The sequence below is a fragment of the Micromonospora sp. NPDC005254 genome, assembly GCF_042872525.1.
Taxonomy (GTDB): Bacteria; Actinomycetota; Actinomycetes; order Mycobacteriales; family Micromonosporaceae; genus Micromonospora.
The window spans coordinates 125,359-143,134 of the sequence record NZ_JBIAKM010000001.1 but is presented as its reverse complement, the minus strand read 5'-3'; the positions used below and the strand labels follow the sequence as shown (position 1 = coordinate 143,134).

The window sequence follows — 17,776 nt, the reverse complement described above, 5'->3', positions numbered from 1 at the left end:
ACGTGGACGTTACCCCGGAGGCCGCCAGCGTGGCCGAATCCCCTCGCGCGGCGTCGATCTCCCTGCAGGGCATCCAGAAGCGCTACCCGAACGGCACCGAGGCCGTGCGGGACCTGAGCCTGGACGTCAAGGCCGGCGAGCTGGTGGTGCTGATCGGCCCGTCCGGCTGCGGCAAGTCGACAGTGCTCCGCATGGTCAACCGTCTGATCGAGCCGACGGCCGGGCGGATCATGCTCGGCGACGAGGACGTCACCGACGTCGACCCGGTGCGGCTACGCCGCCGGATCGGCTACGTGATCCAGAACGTCGGCCTCTTTCCACACCAGACGGTCCGGGCGAACGTGGCAACCGTCCCGGGTCTGCTGCGCTGGTCCCGGGATCGGACCCGGGCCCGCGTCGACGAGCTGCTCGACCTGGTCGGTCTGGACCCGGCCCAGTTCGGCCGCCGCTATCCGCACGAGCTGTCGGGTGGGCAGCGGCAGCGGGTCGGCGTGGCCCGCGCGCTCGCCGCGGACCCGGTGGTGCTGCTGATGGACGAGCCGTTCTCGGCCGTCGACCCGATCGTCCGGGCCCGCCTGCAGGAGGAGTTCCTCCGCCTCCAGGCCGAGGTCCGCAAGACGATCGTGCTGGTCACCCACGACCTCGACGAAGCCGTCCGGCTCGGTGACCGGATCGCCGTGCTCTCCCAGGGCGGGCACCTTGAGCAGTACGACACGCCGGCCGCCCTGCTCGGCGCACCGGCCACCCCGTTCGTCCGCGAATTCGTCGGAGCCGACCGGGGCATCCGCCGGCTGGCGGTCACCCCGCTCGACCGGGAGTCCCTGGGGCCGGTGCCCCCAGGCGCCGCCGCGGATCTGCCCACCGTGGCGCTGGACGGCACGGCGTACGACGCGCTGGCGGCACTGCTCACGTCGGGGCGGGACCAGCTCGTCGTGACCGACGACGGCCGCCCGGTGGGCGCGCTCAGCCGCCAGCGTCTGCTCGACCTGGGCCGCTCGACGGGCTGACCCGGCCGCTGACCGGCCCGGCGGCGTCACCCGTTCCGAATGGGGTCGCGCGGGTCAGGCGCGACCACCGAGGCTCGCGGTGCCGATGATCCAGCCGGTGAGGAAGCCGTAGCCGGCGCCGCTGCTGGCGTCTCGCAGTGCTGCCAGCAGCGACGGGTCCGGGCCGAGCAGCGCCGCCAGCACGGCGGCGAGCCCGCCGGCCAGCACGTACGCGGCCCAGCCGGAGAAGAACTGGCTGACCGGGCCGGGCACCCGGGCCACCTGCGCGGCGGGCAGCAGATAGAGCAGCGCCACCGCGAGGACCACGAGCGCGACGGCCCGCAGGTCGGCGGCGAACAGACCGCCGGCCTGCCCGTCCGCGTCCAGCCGCCAGGCCGGCCAGGCGAGCAGGCGCAGGTAGAAGCCGCCGGCCGAGTCCGGGTCGGTAAGCGTCGCGGCGGCCCAGCCGGTGTACGCCGGGCTGCCACAGATGCCGACCAGCAGCAGTACGGCGAGCGCGCCGGTGCCGGCGGCCGTCCCGTAGCCGCTGACCGGGCCCGTACGGACGAGTCCCATGATCCGCCCAGGTCCCGTGCCGGCCGGCCGGGCGGACCTGGGCTGCCCCGAACGGCTCAGCGCTTCAGCAGGTAGTCGATGAAGGCGGCCCGCAGCAGCGGCGCCGACTCCTCGTAGCCGTGCCCGGTCAGCTCCCGCCACAAGGCGTTCGCCTCGTCGATGGTCGGGCCGATCGAGTTCGGCGCGCCGTCCAGCACCGTGGCCTCGTCCGCGTTCGGCAGGTGCCGCAGCACCGACCAGTAGAACCCCACGTCGCGACGCTCCCGGGCCCGGGCGAACGCCCGCTCCCGCAGCTCCTCCGTGGACAGCGCGTCGAGATCCTCGAACGAGGTTCCGCCGGGGGTGGCGGCAGGTGTGTCGGTCATGCGGCGAGCCTAACGGTCGAGATCAGCGCCGGCTCGGCGGACGGGACACGGCTCACCGGTCGTCGGCGTCCCAGCGCCGCGGGCCGGTCTCCCAGCGGGGGTCACGCCACGGGTCGGCCGATTCCGGCGCGAGGGGTGTCGGCAGCGTCGGAGGCCAGTTGTCGGCCGACTGTTGCCGGGGCACGTTCCATCCCGTGCTGATCGTGCCGTCGCCGACCGGCTCGATCTTCTCCACGTGGCCCGGCCGGGGCCGCCCGAACGTCTCGACCAGCCGGGTCACCAGCAGCCCGACGCCGAGCGCCACGCCACCGAGCGCCCAGTGACTCACCGTCCAGTCGCGCTCCGGCGCGTACGCCTGAAAGACGGTGACCAGGCCGACCGCCAGCACCGTGCCGAACACCCCGCCGCGGCGGCCGTACGCGCTGGTGCCGCCGAGCAGGGACACGCCGATGGCCAGGACGGTCCAGTCCAGCCCGGAGGTGGGCGTGACCGCCCCGGGGCCGTTGGCGGCGAGCAGGACACCGGCGAGCGCGGCCAGCACCGTGGAACCGACGAGCGCGACGGCGGCGACCACGGCGGCCAGCGCGCCCCGGCGCCGGGCCGGGTCGGCCACCGGCCGGTACCGACCCACCAGCCGGCGGATCGACCTGATCGTGCCGAACAGACCGCCGAGAACCGCGACGGCGGCGAACCCGGCGAAGAGGTAGCCGGCCGTACGCCTCGGGTCGTAGTCCCCCTGCACCAGAATCGACGTCGAACGACGTTCGATGTACACCACGACTCCGGCCGCTGCGGCCAGGCTCGCCGCCCAGGCGGGCACCTGTAACACCACCACGGCCAGCGCCAACACGAGACCGCCCACCGCGGCGACCACGACGGCCGACCCCACGGACGTCGCCAGCCCTCGATCGCCCTGTTCCGCGTAGTGCAGCGCGGCGGCGACCGCGACCGGCCCGACGGCCAGGTTGGGGACGGCGGTGCGCAGGCTCAGCCCGGCGGCGAGAGCGAGCAGCCCGAGGCCGACCGCGCCGACCAGCAACGTACGCAGACCGGCGCCGCGCAGCGTGTCCGGGTCGGCCCGCCAGAGCAGCCAGCCCAGGGCGGCGAGACCGACCAGCAGCAGGAATTCCCACAACATGTGCACACCGACGCGGTCCCGGCCCGGCTCGCCGTGGGTGGGATCGTCGAAGACGTTCTCCAGGACGGCGACAGGAACCCCGGACGAGGGTTCGACCGACCGGTCCCGGCCCGTGTCCTCGTACCCCATGGCACCGCCTCCCCAGTGGCCGGCCGTCCCGGTCCGGCGCACGGACGGATCGGGGGCGGCCGTTGCTCTCCGATCGGAGGCACCGTACCCGCGCCCGGAGCCAGGCGTAACCCCCTGCTCAGCGCTGGCCGGGACGGCTCTGGCGCTGGTCGGGCTCGTGCTCGTCGTCCGGGCGCTCCGGGACCCGGCAGGACCGCTCCAGCCAGAGCGCGGCCCCCACCAGCGCCAGCGACGCCAGCAGCCCGCCCCCGGCGGCCGGCCGATCGTCGATGGCGGCCCGGGTGGTCTCGACGAAGAGCCACCCGCTGAGCCCGGCGTAGAAACCGGCGAAGATGGCCCCGGCCAGCGCCGACGCCTTGGCCAGCACCACGAACCGGGCGACCATCAACGGGTTCACCGGATCCCGGCCGGGCTTGCGCTCGATGCGACCGCGGGTGTTGACGGCCGCGTACGCCTCCAGCACCGCGAGCGCGGCAAGCGTCACCACCGGCAGCCACGGCAGACGGGGGATGCCGCTGTAGTAGAGGCTGCTGATCAGCAGCCAGGCCACCGCCGCCGCGCCCAGGGCGGCCACGACCAGGGTCGAGATCCGGGTGGGACCCATCCGCGACCGGTCCGGGCCCGGCCCGCCCGGTGGTGGGGACTTCGCCTGCGTCATGCCGGCCGGCTCCACTGGGTCATGCCGTCGACTCTAACGCCAGTTCCGGCCGGGGACGCAGTTCCAGCGCGTCGTCGGCGACCGGGCCGGCGGTGAGCAGGTCGGTCAACCAGCCGTGGCCGGGCAGCCGCCCGTACGGCTGGATGTCGATCCACGGTCGCAGCACGAACGCGCGCAGGTGCGCCCGGGGGTGCGGCAGGGTCAACTCCTCCTCGTCGCTGAGCACCGGCTCGTCGTCGTCGCCCCAGACCGCGATCACGTCCACGTCGAGGGTGCGCGGCCCGAACCGCCGCTGCGGGTCACGGACCCGGCCGGCCGCGCGCTCCGCGGCCCGGGCCCGCTCCAGCCAGTCGCGGGGCGTGGCGGCGGCGTCCTGGGCCAGCAGCACCGCGTTGAGGTACGCGGGCTGGTCGGCGTCCCCCCACGGTGGAGTCTCGTACACGCCGGAGACCACCAGCACGGTGTCGCCGAGCGTGGTGACGGCCATCCGGAGGTGCTCCAGGCGGTCGCCGAGGTTGCTGCCGAGCGAGAGCACGGCCCGGGTCATCGGGTACGCGTCCGGGTCATCGTGACGGCCACGTCGGTGAACGTGTGCGGCACCGGCGCCTCCGGCTTGTGCACGGTGACCGTGGCGGTGCGGACCCGCTCGTCGGCCAGGCAGACGGCGATCAGCCGGTCGGCGAGGGTCTCGATCAGGTTGACCGGTTCGCCGGTCACCACCGCCACCAGACGTTCGGCCAGCTCGCCGTAGTGGACCGTCGCGGTGACGTCGTCGCTGGCCGCCGCCGGGGCGAGGTCCAACTCCAGGACGGCGTCGACCACGAAGTCCTGCCCCTGCGCGCGCTCGAAGTCGTACACCCCGTGCCGGCCGCGGGCACGCAGGCCGGTCAACTGGATCCGGTCGTTCATCGGTCTCCCTCTCGCCGGCCGGCGGCCGCTCGTACGGGCCGCCCAGCCGGGCTGGCTGGCACCAGGCGCGGGCTGCCGGTGGCGGCCCAGACGGCGAGCGCGTCCACGGTGGCGCGCACGTCGTGCACGCGTACGCCCCAGGCGCCCGCCGCGACGGCGAGCACGCTGGTGGCCACGGTGGCGGCCTCCCGCTGAGCGGTGGGTCGCGGTGTGCCGTCGGCGCCGGCGAGGAGTCGACCGAGGTAGGACTTGCGGCTGGCGCCGAAGAGCAGCGGGTACCCGAGGTCCAGCAGCTCCGGCAGGCGAGCGCTGAGTTCCCAGTTGTGGGTGGCCGTCTTGGCGAAGCCGAGGCCGGGGTCGATGACGATGCGGTCCGCCGGGACCCCGGCGGCCAGCGCCTCGTCGATCCGCTGTGCCAGCTCGCCCCGCACATCGGTCACCACGTCGGTGTAGCTGGCCAGGTCGCGCATCTGCCGGGAGTGGCCCCGCCAGTGCATCAGGACCCAGGGGCAGCCGGCGTCGCGGACGACGCGGGCCATGTCGGGGTCGGCCAACCCGCCGGAGACGTCGTTGACCACCGCCGCGCCGGCGCCCAACGCGGCCTCGGCCACGCGCGCCCGGCTGGTGTCGATGCTGACCGGCACACCGGCGGCGGTCAGCTCGCGGATGACCGGCAGCACCCGCTCGGCCTCCGTCACCGCGTCGATCCGCTCGGCGCCGGGACGGGTCGACTCACCGCCGATGTCGATCAGGTGCGCCCCGGCCTCGCGCAGACGGACGCCGTGTCCGACGGCCGCGTCGAGGTCGGCGTACCGTCCGCCGTCGGAGAAGGAGTCCGGCGTGACGTTGAGGACGCCCATCACCACCGGGCCCGGAGCCCGTACCAGATCGGTCACGACTAGACGGTACCGGTCGTGGTGGCGGTACCCGGCGGCCCGGGTCGACCACCCCTGACGTGCTCGTTAGAACAGGTGTACGATCGGTCATCCGGGCAGCAGCAGGCAGTCCCTTCGCGGCTTGTCGCAATCCGGGGCGGCCCGTACGCTTTGGAATTGGCCAGCATCGAGATGGCGAAGCTTGGAGGGAGGGCCGAAGCGGGGGAAAAACGCCCAAACCTCGCCACCCTCCGTGGTGAGTAACGAACGCAGGGTCAAGAACGCTGCGCCCTGTGGAGCACATTTCCCGCCAGGCTCGTCCATTGCACCGCTGCGGCACCGCCGGCCGCGCTATGGGGAGGTTCCAGTGATCGCCTTCGAGCTCATGGAGACGGCGTCTTCCGGCGTCGCCCACGCGCTCTCCACCCTGGCGTCGGCTCCACTCGCGGAGCCGGCACCGAAGGGGATCGACACCAACAGTGTCGTCACCTTCTTCGCCAGCAAGATCGCGCCGATCCTGCTCGCCGTCCTGGGCGTCATCTTCATCGGTCGCGCCAGCCGGGGCGAGATCTCCAAGGTGCTGACCAGCTCCGCGATCGCCATCGTCGGGCTGGCCTTCATCGCCGGCGCGGCCACACTCTTCTTCGTCGGCGATTACCTGATCGACCTGATCTTCGAATAGGCGCGTTCACCAGATGCGGCTACGCACCGACGACGACATCTACCGGGCCCGCCTGGTCTACCTCGGGCCGCCCGGCTACACCCTTCCGGTCCACCTGCCCTACGCCCAGTACGGGCTCTTCATGCTGCTGGTCCCCCTCTACATGTTCATCCACTGGCTGTTCACGTTGACTGTCGAACTCTTCCCAGCCTGGGAGATCGCGCTCGCCATCGTGACCACGTCGTTCATCTTCCGGCACGTCGACCCCGATCGGCCGGCGCGGGTGGTCATCCGCACCGCGCTGACCGACTGGCGACGTACCCGGGAGCCGGCGATCGAGCAGCGCGACCCGCGTCTGGTCGGCAGCCGGATCAGGATCCGGGAGGAGCTGGCATGACCGGGCGTACGCCGAGCGGTCTGTTGCACGACGCGGGTGAGGCGGTCGCATGAGTCGCTCTTCCACGCCGGGTTCCCCGGCCGGCCGCCCGGCCGTGCCGGCCAGTCACCGTGCGCAGTCATTCGATTACCCCGAGGCCGAGGACGAGGTGGCGCTCGACCCCGCGCTGGTGACCTCGCCCGGCCACGGCGCGGTCGGTGTGTTCCAGGCACCTCGGCCGGTCACCCGCCGGACGCCACCCGCCGAGCCCAGCGCGGTCTCGGCAGGCGAGAACGCCGACATCGACTCGCCGTTCCTGGACCTGTTCGGTGGCGCGCGACCTGGTGGTCCACGGGCCGTGACGGCTGGCCCCGCGACCCGGAGCCAGCCGACGGTCCCGCAGCAGCCACCCGCGGTCGCTCCGACCCCGGCCCGACCGGCGCCCGAGTTGGAGCCACCGTGGACGCCCGACGACCGGTCCACCAGCGACCGACCTCCCGTCGAGCCACGACGGGCGGACGCCTACCCGGCCGGTGAATCCCGGGTGCCGCATCAGGCAGGCGACCGACGCCCGATACGGTACCCCTCGGACGACCCCGAGCCGACCGCCGCAGGCGCGTCCGCGTCGACGGCCACCGGCCCGGCACCCCGGACGTCCAGCGCCGCACCCGTCGTCCCACCGACGGCATCGGTGCAGCGTCAGGCCGCGCCGGCGGAACGGCCGGCCACCGCCGCCCCGAGCGACCGGCCGGCCCTGGATCGGGCGCCACGCCGCCCCGGGTCGGAACGACCCAAGGGGGCCGGAAAGGAAGTCGCCCCACCCCGCCAGCGGGCCGCGAGCAACCAGGACCGGCCGATCAAGCCGACCCGGGTCCGCGCCCCGAAGATCAAATTCGGAGACCGGGATCCGTCGGTCGAGCTGGCCATCACCGAGATCGCCGGCCACCTGACCTTCACCCCCAACACGGTCACCGCCTGGTACTGGCTGCCCGAGGTCCGCTGGGCCTTCCGCCCGGACGCCGAGCGTGAGGCGCTGCTGTCGGCGATCTCCGAGCAGTACGCGGGCCTGGCCGGTTTCCGGCTGCACCTGCGCCGGACCACCCGCCCGTTCCCCGCCGACGAGTGGGCGCGCACCATCGACGCGCACACCCCGGCACCGCTACCCGACGTGGCCGGCACCACCGGCTGGGCGGACCACCTGGTCGCCGCCCAGCGGCACCTCATGGCCGTCAACCACGCCGAGGGGCAGACCTACCTGGGCGTCACCTTCGCCCGCCGCTCCCTCGGCGACTCCATGACCGAACGCCTGCTGCGCACCTTCGGCCGGGGCACCGCCGAGGGCGAGCGTCGCAAACTGGGCCGCACCGTGGAACAGTTCGACGAGGTTCTCGGCGCGTTCGGCATGCGCGGCCGACGTGTCACCGCCCAGGAGCTGGAGTGGCTGCTCTACCGCTCGGTGGCGCTGTGCATGGCGCCCCCGGGCCGGCTCTCCCCGGTGACCGACGGCCGCTGGGAGCGCGGTGACCTGCTCGCCCTGACCGAGCAGGTCGAGCGCTACCGCACCCCGTACGGCTCGACCGTGAAACTGGTCAACCGGATGACCGGCGAGGAACGGCACGTGGCAGTGCTCGCCGTCGGCCGGATGGAGCCGCTGGAGATCCCGGAACGGCACGAGCCCTGGCTGCACTTCCACGAGCGACTGCCCTGGCCGATGGAGATCTCCACCCGGGTCGACATCCTCGGATCCGGCGACTCGTTCCGCAATCTCGAACACCGGCTGCGGATGATCCGCTCCCAGCAGCTCGACTACGCCGAGCACGGCATCGACGCGCCACCGGAGCTGGAACGCCTCGCCAAGCGGGCGCTGGTGATCGGCGACGAGATGACCACCGGGCTGCCCGTCGACTCGGCCCGCGCCCACGGCTGGCACCGGATCGCGGTCGGCGGCCGGACCAGGGAGGAGTGCCTGGAGCGGGCCCGGCGGCTCATCCAGCTCTACTCCCGGGAGCTGCGCATCTCCCTGCAGCACCCGAAGAACCAGGACTGGCTGGCTCGCGAGTTCATCCCCGGCGAGCCCATCGCCAACACCGGCTACGTCCGCCGGATGCCGGTCCCGCTGCTCGCCGCCGCGCTCCCCCAGGCCGCGTCCACCGTCGGTGACCGCCGGGGCGACCTCATCGGGCGTACCGCCGGCACCTGCCGCCGCCCGGTCTTCCTCGACCTGCACTTCCCCATGGAGGTACGCGAACGCTCCGGGCTCGCGGTCTTCGTGGCCGAGCCGGGCGGTGGCAAGTCGACCCTGCTCGGCGCGCTGGGCTATCTCGCCGCCCGACGGGGGGTCCAGGTGACCCTGCTCGACCCGTCCGGGCCGCTGGCCCGGCTCTGCGCCATGCCCGAGCTGCGGCCGTACTCCCGGGTGTTGAACCTGACCGGGTCGGAGCACGGCACCCTGGCGCCCTACTCGCTCATCCCGACGCCACTGCGCAGTGAGTTCGCCACCGGCGCCCCCGGTGACCGCGAGTTCGAGATCGCGGTCTCCAACGCCCGGGCCGAGCGGCGCATGCTGGTCCAGGACATCTGCATGATGCTCGTGCCGCCGCAGGTGGCCCGCGAGGCGTCGACCGCCACCCTGTTCCGGCACGCCGTCCGGCAGGTCCCCGCCGAGGAGACGTCCACCCTGGACGACGTGGTGAGCTGCCTCGGCCGGCTCGACGACGACGCCGGCAAGGAGCTGGCGAACCTGCTCCTGGACACCGCCGAGATGCCGCTGGCCATGCTCTTCTTCGGTCGGCCGCCGGAGGGTCTGCTCGGTGCCGACGCGGCGCTCACCGTGATCACGATGGCCGGGCTCCGATTGCCCGACCTGAAGATCGAACGAGAGTACTGGTCGGCCGAGGAGGCCCTCGCCCTGCCGATGCTGCACACCGCGCACCGGCTCGCCGTCCGCCGCTGCTACGGCGGGTCGATGTCGTCCCGAAAGCTCGTCGGCCTCGACGAGGCGCACTTCATGGAAGGCTGGCGGTCGGGCCGCTCGTTCCTGGTCCGGCTCGCCCGGGACTCCCGGAAGTGGAACCTCGCGGCGCTGGTCGCCTCGCAGAACCCCCGCGACATCCTCGGCCTCGACGTGCAGAACCTGGTCTCCACCGTCTTCGTCGGCCGGATCGCCGAGGACGCCGAGATCGCCTCCGAAGCGCTTCGGCTGCTGCGGGTGCCGGTCAACGACGGGTACGAGGCCACCCTGGCCTCGCTCTCCGCCGCCGACACCAACTCGGCCGACCGCCTCGGCTTCCGGGAGTTCGTGATGCGCGACGTCGACGGTCGGGTGCAGAAGGTCCGCGTCGACGTCTCGTACGTCGACGGCCTGCTGGACCACCTCGACACGACGCCCGCCGCGATCGCCGCGGCGGCCGGAGTCCTGCCGAGCATCTCCCTGCCGGATCTGGAGGCGTGACATGGCTGGGCCCCGGGCACGGATCGCGTCGTTCCTGCTCGCGCTCGGCGTGCTGGCCGGGGCCACCCTCAGCTGGCCGCTGCTCGGCGCGGAGGCGGCCGCAGCCGCGCCACCGGTCGCCCAGGCCCGAGCCGACCTCTGCACGACGGCCGAATGGCAAGCGGACTTCCGGGCCTGCGTAGGGAAGCTCCAGGCGGTCAGCGAGGACGAGGTCAAGTGCCGCAACGCGCCGACCCCGGGCACGCCGGACTCCGGCCTCGCCGGCTGGTTCGCCGGTCGTCCGGACTCCGCCAAACAACTCGGGCCGAAGGGGCTCTACAGCGACTACGGCTACGCCGGATACAGCTATCCGACGTACGACATCCCCGGCGGCTGCGCGTCGTCGGTCCTGCATCCGGACTACAAGTTCACCACCACAGTGGCGAACGGCGAGTTCATGGTCGCCACGGCGATCATCGGTGCGTCGAACGCGCTCAGAGAACGCGCCTGGGATCCCGGCTCGATGTGGGGCTGGGCCGACCCGCTGGTTGAGAAGGCGACCAAGGCCGTCTACGAGAAGGTGTTCAGCGTCTTCGGGATCGTCACGCTGTGCGTGGTGGGGCTCTATCTGCTCTGGCGATCTCGCCAGTCCGACATGAGCAACGCCATGACCACCGCCGGCTGGGCTCTGTTGGTGATGGTCGCGGTCACCGCCCTCGCCGCCTGGCCGGTCAAGTCGGCGAACATCGCGGACGGCACGCTGGTCACCTCGCTGGGCGTGGTGCACGACGCGGTGGGCCCGGCAGCACGGGATACTCCGCCGAGCCAGTGCGACGATCCGAATCCTGAGGCTTGCAAGGACAACAGACCACCCGCCGTGCGAGCCAGCGACACCGCCACCGAGGCGATGCTCTATCGGAACTGGCTACGGGGCGTGCTCGGTTCGGCCGACAGTGAGACGGCCCGTAAGTACGGTCCGGCGCTGTACGACGCCAAGGCGCTGTCGTGGGACGAGGTCGAGAAGCTGCGCGCCAACCCGGCCACCCGGGAGGCGACGATCAAGGCCAAGCAGCAGCAGTGGGCGCGGGTGGCCGAGCAGATCCAGACCGAGGACCCGGAGGCGTACGAGTACCTCCAGGGTGTCCGGGACATGGACCGGGTCGGGGCCGGGTTCATCGCGGTGCTGGCCTCGGTCCTGTTCGCCATGTTCGACCTGACCGCGTCGCTGCTGGTCCTGCTGGGCTTCCTGATCTTCCGATGGGCGGTGATCGCGGCACCCATCCTGGGCACGGTGGGGTTGCTCCGTCCGGCCAGTGCCGGCCTACGACGGCTCGCGAACGCCGTGGTCGCCGCGATCTTCAACATCGCCATCTTCGGCACCGGCGCCGCCATCTACCTGTTCGCGGTCGATCTGATCATGAGTACGCCCACGCTGCCCGGCTGGCTCCAGGTGGTGCTGGTGTGGTTGTGCGGAGTGGTCGGCTGGCTGCTGCTGCGGCCGTACCGGCGGATCACCCAGCTCGGCGGTAAGGACAGCAGCGAGGCGGTCAGCTCGGCCGGGTCCTGGCACCGCCGGTTTTTCCGGGACATGCGGACGGCGGCCCGGCTCGACGTGGCCGAGCCCGGGGGCACGATGGAACCGGTGGGCGGACGCCGCCGGTCGCCGGACGCCGAGCAGACCCGGCTGCGCCCGGAGGCACGCCGTGAAGACCCGGCCCCGACGCCGACGCCAACCCCGGTCGCGGGCCGAGGCGCCAGCGACGGTCGACCGGACGGTCAGGAACGCGCCGATGAGGCGCCGACGAAGGAGACCGGCAACCGAGGTCGTCCGGTGCCACCGCAGCCCCGTCGACGGCAGCCGGCGACCTGGACTGAACCGGACGTGCCGTCGGAGAACCCGTCGTTCGTGGTCTACCGGCCCGGCTCCACCGAACGTGCGCCGGACCGCACCGGACCGCGGGTGCGCTCAGAGGCTCGGTGACCGCGATGCGACGGGCCCTGGAATTCCTCTTCACCCGGGCGCTGCGGTCCCGACTGGGAGTGGCGGTGGTGATCGCGGTACTGGTCTTCGGGGTGATCGGGGCAGCCCGCCTCGCGTCCGGCCCGATGGACCCGGCGGACGGCTTGAGCAGCCGACCGAACCGGCCGATCACCACCGTCGACCCGACGGCCGGTGACGACGGGGTGACCTCCACCGAGGCTCCGCCGTCGCCGGTCACCCGGCCCGGCGCCCGCACGCCGGAGCAGACCGCCGACCGGTTCGCCTCCGCCTGGCTCGGCCGACCCGGAATGACGGCGGAACAGTGGCAGGCCGGCCTGCGGCCGTTGTCGACCCCGGCGCTGACCGAAAAGCTGGCCGGCGCCGAGCCCGGCGGAGTGCCGGCCGAGGAGGTGACCGGCCCACCATCGGTGCGATCGCGCACCGACACGTTCGTCGAGGTGCTGCTACCGCTCGACACCGGGCGGCTCCGGTTGGAGCTGGTGGTGGCGGACAAGGGTTGGCTGGTCGACGTGGTGGACTGGGAGCGACAGTGACCGCCGGCCGAGCAGGCCGTGCTCTTCGCCGCCCGATTCGGGTCGGCGTGATCGCCTCAGTGCTCACCGGGGTGCTGCTCCTGCTCTGCTGCACCGGAGGCACCGCGGCGTTCTTTCTCAGCGGTCTCGGCGGCGACGCGCAGGACGGGGATGCCCTGGCCGGTTGGGGCTGCGGACCCGTGCGTCCGGTGGACATCGCCGGCGAACTGCCCCGGTTTGCCGAGTATGGCGACGCGCAGATCCGCAACGCGGCGATCATCATCAAGGTCGGTCAGGACATGGGGGTGCCCTCGCGTGGCTGGGTGATCGCCCTGGCCACCGCGATGCAGGAGTCCGCGCTGCGTAATCTGGCGAACACCGGGGTGCCCGCCTCTCTCGCCCTGCCGCACGAGGGCGTCGGCGCGGACCACGACTCATTGGGTCTGTTCCAGCAGCGGCCGGGATGGGGCTCGGTCGCCGAGCGGATGACTCCCGCGTACACGGCCCGGAAGTTCTACGAAAAGCTCGTGAAGGTACGCAGCTGGCAGCGCCGACCGTTGACCGTCGTGGCCCAGCAGGTGCAGATCAGCGCCTATCCGGACGCGTATGCCAAGCACGAGGAACTGGCCAGCAAGATCGTGGACGCGCTGGCCGGTGGCGCGGCCCGCACCGTCGAGATCAATGGCAAGGCGGTGTGCGACGCCGCCGAGCGCGGCCAGATCGCCGCCTCCGGCTGGACCGCGCCGATCTCCGGTGACGTCGGCTCCGGCTTCCGGACCGCCGAGCGACCCAGCCACAACGGTGTCGACATCGGAGCGGCCAAGGGCACCGAGATCCGCGCCGCGGCCGCCGGCCGGGTGCTGGTAGCCCGCTGCGACCCGGACAATCGCGGACGGCGGAGCTGCGACGTGGACGGGTACCCCGGCAAGGGCGGCTGTGGCTGGTTCGTCGACATCCTGCACGCCGGCGGCTACATCACCCGGTACTGCCACATGGTCGTCCACCCCCGGGTCGCACCCGATCAGATCGTGCCGGCCGGCGAGGTGATCGGGCAGGTGGGCAGCAGCGGTAACTCGTCCGGCCCGCACCTGCACTTCGAGGTGCACCTGCGCAACGACCGGTCCAGCCGGGGCGCGGTCGACCCGATTCCGTTCATGCGCGAGCGGGGCGCCCCGCTGCGCGGCGCGGAGTGAGGCTGTCACGGGCATGACCGGACCGATGCCGGACCCGTTCGCCGACCAGCCCGACTGGGCACCCCGGCCGCCCCGCCCACTGACCATCGTGCCCGCGACCGGACGCGTGGAGCTACGCGGGCAGCGGGTGCTGGTCGGTCTGCCCGGGCTCGGCTGGCGAGGGGATCTGCGCGCGGACGACCGCGTCGTGCAGGGTGCCCGGACCTACGTGCCGGTCATCCCCGAGCACGAGTGGTACCGGGCCGAGGCCGACCAGGTCGAGGTGTTCGCGCCGCTGGTGCCGGTGGAGCGGGTCTGGGTGGAGACGATCTGCGAAAGGCCCGGATCGGAGGGCACCCGGGACACCGGAATCCGGCTGGTCTCGCTGGACGGGCCGTCCCATCGGTCCCCCACGCCCGTCTTCGAGGCGGACGCGGTCACCGGACGCCGGGTGGTGCACGTCGAGGGTGGGCTGGAACACCGGGACATGCGGGCCGTCACCGAGACCTACTCGGGGGCCGAAGGCGACATCTGCGTGCGGATCACGCCCGAAGTGGAGTGGTACCGCTGGGCCTGGCGTGGCCAATCACCCACCACCCTGGAGGTTCCGGTCCATCTGCTGTGGATCGAATAACTAACCAGCCTTGGCACCGGTGCACACCCGCCAGCCGTCATCGTCCTCGACCACGTTGAACGTCCAGTCCTCTCGCCGGCTACTCCTGGGGACGCCATCGGAAGAACCGGCAATGGTGAGGGTCGTGGCGACCGATTCGCCATCACTCGACGGGCTCCTAGTCAGGGGGCCCCAAGAAATTCGTACCGTTACGTCGAACGTCGACTCGCGTTGCTCCACTTCGAGACGGAGCTCTCGCAACGCGCGAAGCTCAGTCCCGCCCTCGCACGTGTACTGGTCGGCTCGTGCGTCGTTGCGGTCCACGAGAAAGGCGCGTAGGTAGTTGTCGACGGCCACGTCGGGGGCGCTGCGGTCGGGGGCGGCCGCGCGGTTGTACAGCACGTACCCCGTCGCCAGAGCACCGAGGCAGAGCAGGGCGAGCACCCCACCGACCACGGTGAGCACCGTACGCAGTCGGCGGCGGCGCGGTTGTGGCGCCGGCGCTGGCGGGGCCGGCGGCAGCTGCTCGGACGGAGTCCGTTGGGCCGGTACGCGGGAGACCTGGGAACCGGCGGGGGGCTGCACTGATTCCACCTCCTGAAGTTAACGGCTGGACGGCCCGGAGCCAATGCCTCAGATCCAGCGGATCGTGACGGACCCCTCCCCACCGGTGAGATCCGCGACAACACCGGCGCACCACCGCGGTACCTCCCGGAGGAGCGGCTCCGGCTGGGATACCGTCACTGCTCGGGGAGGGGTTGCCAACCTCGGGTGAGGGGGTGGACACGGTGGCCGGTCCGAAGGCACGCACGAACCGAGCGGCGGCGCTGCACCGCCGGGCCGCAGCTGTCGTGACCGCCGCCGCCGGCATCCTCGACGAGACTCGACCGGCCCCCGCGGATCAGCGCCGCCAGTACGAGTTGGCCGACCGACTGCGGGTGGTTGCCGCGCGGCTGGCCCCGGGCTGGTCCGGGGCCAATCTGGACTCGCTCACCGTGGATTCTCCGGCGGGTGACGGCCCGCCGCCCTTCGTGCGGGTGGGTACGGCGGCACCGTTGGATGACGCCCGTTTCCCCGCGCTCGTGCCGTTGATCGGGGCCGGGCACCTGAGTGTGGACACCGATGCGCGGGAGCCCCGGGTGGCGGGGCTGCTGCGGGCCGTGCTGCTGCGGTTGCTGGGCGGGGCGCCCGCCGGGGCGCTGCTGGTGCGCGCGGTGGACGCCACGGGTGCGGTGCTCACGCCGTTCGGCGCGCTGGCCGATGCCGGGCTGCTGCCGCCACCGGCGGTGGACGTGGCGGGTCTGCGGGCGGTGTTGACGGAGGCGGAGCAGTGGGTGACCCCGGGTGCGAGCGGGCGTCGTCGCCACGACCGCACCCTGCTGCTGGTGGTCGCCGCGTTGCCGGAGCTGACCGGTCCGACCGACCTGGCGCGGATCGAGGCGCTGGCCGAGCAGGGGCCCATGGCCGGCCTGCACCTGGTGGTGGCCGGTTGGCCGCCACCGGGCCCGTACGCGTCCCGGGCACCGTTGCCGCAGGCCACCTCACTGGTGCTGCGCAACGCGTACGCGCTGCTCGGCGACCCGCCGGGGGCGTCGTTCGCGAGCCCCGGGGCCGAGCCACCGGGCGGGTTGAACTCACCGGTCTTCGTGGAGACGGACCCGCCGGCGGATCTCGTCGACGCGGTCTGTCGACGGCTCGCCGCCCAGGTGGAGGCGGGCTCCCGGTTGGCACTGGCCGATCTCCTGCCGGCGACGGGTGAGCGGCTCTGGGAGGCGGACTCCTCGGACAGCCTCACCACGATGGTGGGTGACGCCGGGGGCCGGCCGGTGCCGCTGGGCTTCACCGAGTTGACCCCGCACTGGTTGGTCAGTGGCCGGTCCGGGGCGGGACGTGCGGCGTTCCTGACCACCGCGCTGCTGGGGCTCGCCGCCCGGTACGGCCCGGACGACCTGGCGCTCTACCTGGCGGATCTGGGCGACGGTGAGTCGTTCGTGGAGTTTCTGCAGACCGAGCGGGACCGCTCCTGGATCCCGCAGGTGCGGGCCGCGGCCATGGCCGCCGACCGGGAGTACGTCCGCGACCTGCTCGACCAGTTGACGGCCGAGGTGCAGCGCCGCGCGGAGGCCGCCGGGCGGGCCGGTGGGCAGCGCTTCGCGGAGCTGCGCCAGCACCGCTCGCTGCCCCGCATCGTCTGTGTGGTGGACAATGTGCCGCTGCTCTTCGCCGAGCGGGATCGGCTGGCCGCCGAGCTGACCGCGCAGGTGGATGGGCTGGCGCGCGCCGGTCGGGCGTACGGCGTACACCTGGTGCTGGCCGGCGCGGGCGAGCTGGGATTGAGTGGCCGCGCGGACGCCGGGCACCGGGATTCGGTTCTCGGACAGTTCCCGGTGCGGGTGGCGTTGCCGGGCGGCGGCCCGGTGCTGGAGCCGACCAACGACTCGGCCGCGGGGCTGCCGGTGGGCAGCGCGGTGGTGAACACCGCCGGAGGGCTCGGTGGTCCCCGGGGCGCGATCCGTGGCCACGAGCGGTTGATCCGGCACCCGGATCCGCTGGACCATCCGGAGGTCGTCGAGCAACTGCGGCACGAGCTGTGGGAGGCTCGGCCGGCCGGCTCGGCGCCACCGGTGGTGTTCGCCGGCTACGCTCGCCCGCTGCTGAGCAACGATCCGCGTCACCGGGCGGCTCTGGCGGGCCAGGCACACGGGCCGGCCGCTCTGCTCGGCCGGGCGGTGGACGTGGCCCGTACGACGGTTGCCGTTCCGATGGGGCCAGCGGCCGGGCGCAACCTCGCGGTGCTGGGCTCGGGGCCGGCGGCGGGTGGCCTGTTGGCGACGGCGGCCCGGAGCACCGCGGCTCATCATCCGCCGGGCACCGCCCGGTTCCTGGTGGCCGCGCCGGACCAGGGGGCACGCCCCCTGGCGGAGGCGTTGACGGCCGAGCTGGCCGCCCGCCATCCGGCGTGCCTGGTGGACGTGCCGACGCTGCTCGCGGACACCGATGGGGAGCTGCCGACGTACCTGGTGGTCTTCGGGTTGGATCGGCCCGGGCCACGGGAGTTGCCGGCCGACCGGTTGCGCGCGCTGCTGCGGGACGGGCCGCCGGCGGGCCGGCACCTGCTGGGCTGGTGGCGGGCGGTGCCGCCGTTCGCCGCGCTGCTGGAGCCGGACGGCGAGGTCGACAAGCTCGCCGCCGTCGTGGTGCTGGACGTGCCGGCGGCGCAGCTCGCCGCCGTCTTCGGCCGGCCGGTCCAGTGGCGGGCACACCCGGACCGGGCGGCGCTGTGGGACGGTCCGGACGAGCGGGGCACGGTCCTGGTGCCGTTCGCCGACAAGGTGGGGTGAGCGGGCGGTGCACGCGGGAGGTGTCGGTGTGGG

General features: G+C 73.1%; 17 protein-coding genes. 9 read left to right on the top strand and 8 right to left on the bottom strand.

Annotated elements, in window-relative coordinates:
- Positions 1–2 precede the first annotated feature (2 nt).
- On the top strand, positions 3–1,007 hold the full coding sequence (locus tag ACFYPR_RS00650; RefSeq protein WP_387258169.1) for an ABC transporter ATP-binding protein: 1,005 nt from the start codon (positions 3–5) through the stop codon (positions 1,005–1,007).
- A 54-nt stretch (positions 1,008–1,061) separates the two neighbouring features.
- Here ACFYPR_RS00650 and ACFYPR_RS00645 read toward each other — a convergent pair whose 3' ends face one another.
- From ACFYPR_RS00645 to folP, 7 genes are all read right to left on the bottom strand, one after another.
- Positions 1,062–1,562: a hypothetical protein gene (locus tag ACFYPR_RS00645; protein ID WP_354861103.1), complete on the bottom strand. Its 501-nt coding sequence runs from the start codon at positions 1,560–1,562 to the stop codon at positions 1,062–1,064.
- Between the two features lie 56 nt (positions 1,563–1,618).
- Positions 1,619–1,927 carry a hypothetical protein gene (locus tag ACFYPR_RS00640; RefSeq protein WP_387258167.1) on the bottom strand — a complete coding sequence of 103 codons (309 nt, stop codon included), beginning with the start codon at positions 1,925–1,927 and terminating at the stop codon, positions 1,619–1,621.
- Between the two features lie 52 nt (positions 1,928–1,979).
- Entirely contained in the window at positions 1,980–3,194 is a 1,215-nt protein-coding gene (locus ACFYPR_RS00635) for an ABC transporter permease (protein WP_387177909.1), read from the bottom strand.
- Between the two features lie 118 nt (positions 3,195–3,312).
- Entirely contained in the window at positions 3,313–3,852 is a 540-nt protein-coding gene (locus ACFYPR_RS00630; RefSeq protein ID WP_355135781.1) for a DUF3180 domain-containing protein, read from the bottom strand.
- A 19-nt stretch (positions 3,853–3,871) separates the two neighbouring features.
- Positions 3,872–4,399 carry a 2-amino-4-hydroxy-6-hydroxymethyldihydropteridine diphosphokinase gene (gene folK / locus ACFYPR_RS00625; RefSeq protein WP_387258165.1) on the bottom strand — a complete coding sequence of 176 codons (528 nt, stop codon included), beginning with the start codon at positions 4,397–4,399 and terminating at the stop codon, positions 3,872–3,874.
- Positions 4,396–4,761: a dihydroneopterin aldolase gene (folB, locus tag ACFYPR_RS00620; protein ID WP_355064941.1), complete on the bottom strand. Its 366-nt coding sequence runs from the start codon at positions 4,759–4,761 to the stop codon at positions 4,396–4,398. The genes folK and folB overlap by 4 nt, the downstream gene beginning before the upstream one ends.
- The gene (gene folP / locus ACFYPR_RS00615; protein ID WP_387258164.1) at positions 4,758–5,657 is read right to left on the bottom strand and encodes a dihydropteroate synthase; all 900 of its coding nucleotides are present in this window, start codon (positions 5,655–5,657) and stop codon (positions 4,758–4,760) included. Before folP ends, folB begins: the two co-directional genes overlap by 4 nt.
- 346 nt (positions 5,658–6,003) lie before the next feature.
- On the opposite strand from folP, the gene ACFYPR_RS00610 reads away from it, so the two are divergent.
- From ACFYPR_RS00610 to ACFYPR_RS00580, 7 genes are read left to right on the top strand one after another with little or no spacing between them, the layout of a single operon-like run.
- Entirely contained in the window at positions 6,004–6,318 is a 315-nt protein-coding gene (locus ACFYPR_RS00610; RefSeq protein WP_030327982.1) for a hypothetical protein, read from the top strand.
- A gap of 13 nt (positions 6,319–6,331) precedes the next feature.
- Entirely contained in the window at positions 6,332–6,694 is a 363-nt protein-coding gene (locus ACFYPR_RS00605; protein WP_007466101.1) for a hypothetical protein, read from the top strand.
- Positions 6,695–6,743: 49 nt separating this feature from the next.
- A complete protein-coding gene (locus ACFYPR_RS00600) occupies positions 6,744–10,124 on the top strand; it encodes an ATP-binding protein (RefSeq protein ID WP_387258162.1) in 3,381 nt (1,126 codons plus the stop codon).
- 1 nt (position 10,125) lies between these two features.
- The gene (locus ACFYPR_RS00595) at positions 10,126–12,084 is read left to right on the top strand and encodes an MFS transporter (protein ID WP_387258160.1); all 1,959 of its coding nucleotides are present in this window, start codon (positions 10,126–10,128) and stop codon (positions 12,082–12,084) included.
- Positions 12,081–12,638, top strand: a complete 558-nt coding sequence (locus ACFYPR_RS00590) for a hypothetical protein (RefSeq protein ID WP_363936159.1) — start codon at positions 12,081–12,083, stop codon at positions 12,636–12,638. The genes ACFYPR_RS00595 and ACFYPR_RS00590 overlap by 4 nt, the downstream gene beginning before the upstream one ends.
- Positions 12,635–13,810, top strand: a complete 1,176-nt coding sequence (locus tag ACFYPR_RS00585; RefSeq protein ID WP_354861087.1) for a M23 family metallopeptidase — start codon at positions 12,635–12,637, stop codon at positions 13,808–13,810. Before ACFYPR_RS00590 ends, ACFYPR_RS00585 begins: the two co-directional genes overlap by 4 nt.
- A gap of 13 nt (positions 13,811–13,823) precedes the next feature.
- Positions 13,824–14,423, top strand: a complete 600-nt coding sequence (locus ACFYPR_RS00580) for a hypothetical protein (RefSeq protein WP_387177897.1) — start codon at positions 13,824–13,826, stop codon at positions 14,421–14,423.
- On the opposite strand, the gene ACFYPR_RS00575 is transcribed toward ACFYPR_RS00580, so the two are convergent.
- On the bottom strand, positions 14,424–14,987 hold the full coding sequence (locus ACFYPR_RS00575) for a hypothetical protein (RefSeq protein WP_387258685.1): 564 nt from the start codon (positions 14,985–14,987) through the stop codon (positions 14,424–14,426). It abuts the gene before it with no gap.
- A gap of 194 nt (positions 14,988–15,181) precedes the next feature.
- On the opposite strand from ACFYPR_RS00575, the gene ACFYPR_RS00570 reads away from it, so the two are divergent.
- Positions 15,182–17,743: an FtsK/SpoIIIE domain-containing protein gene (locus ACFYPR_RS00570; protein WP_387258158.1), complete on the top strand. Its 2,562-nt coding sequence runs from the start codon at positions 15,182–15,184 to the stop codon at positions 17,741–17,743.
- Positions 17,744–17,776 lie beyond the last annotated feature (33 nt).